The following is a 363-nucleotide window of genomic DNA, read 5'->3' on the forward strand; positions in this document are numbered from 1 at the left end:
GCTCGTACGCGCAGGAGATCACCCGCCGTGTCATCCGGCCGCTGAAGCTGCGCGGGACGTCCTTCCCCGGGACATCTCCGAAGATGCCGGCCCCGCACCCCGTCGGCTACTCCCGGCTCCACGATGAGGCCCCGGACGCCGAGATCCATGACGCCACCGAACAGAACATGACCTGGCTGGGCGCGGCCGGCGATGTCATCTCCACCAGCGGTGACCTCAACCGGTTCCAACGGGCCCTGCTCAAAGGCCAGTTGCTGCCACCGGCCCAGATGAGGGAAATGCTCGACGAGGTCCCGTCGGGGGAGGGGCTGGGGTTCGGGCTCGGGGTCGAGTTCGCGGAGCTGTCCTGCGGCGTGAAGGTGG

The 363-nt window shown here is 68.9% G+C and carries 1 protein-coding gene; it reads left to right on the forward strand.

All coding sequences use genetic code 11. The features are described from left to right. The coding region (locus tag IF47_RS0126985) for a serine hydrolase (protein ID WP_031511677.1) at positions 1-363 on the forward strand (363 nt) is incomplete at both ends.

The organism is Streptomyces megasporus (assembly GCF_000718985.1).
Classification (GTDB): Bacteria; Actinomycetota; Actinomycetes; order Streptomycetales; family Streptomycetaceae; genus Streptomyces; species Streptomyces megasporus.